Origin of the sequence: Candidatus Cardinium sp. cByotN1 (assembly GCF_022810525.1) — a bacterium.
GTDB lineage: Bacteria > Bacteroidota > Bacteroidia > Cytophagales > Amoebophilaceae > Cardinium.
Window position 1 is genome coordinate 1 of the sequence record NZ_JAACGG010000162.1, and the last position, 215, is coordinate 215.

1 protein-coding gene is annotated in these 215 nt (G+C 35.8%); it reads left to right on the forward strand.

The window, feature by feature from the left end; translation table 11 throughout:
• A partial coding sequence (locus MUW73_RS04720; protein WP_243575290.1) for an Rpn family recombination-promoting nuclease/putative transposase occupies positions 1-215 on the forward strand: 215 nt, incomplete at both ends.

Sequence of the window (215 nt, forward strand, 5' to 3'; positions counted from 1 at the left end):
GCCATAAAAAAAAAGATAAAAAGAAATTGCCTCTTATCATACCCATTCTGCTCTACCATGGCAGTAGACCTTTTAATGCACCAAAAAATTTATGGGCATTATTTAGTGATCCAAAGCTTGCTAAGCAGCTTATGGGTGGAGACTATAAACTGATAGATTTACAGTCCATGTCAGATGATGATATCAAGCAAAAGCAATATGTAGGGATGCTTGAA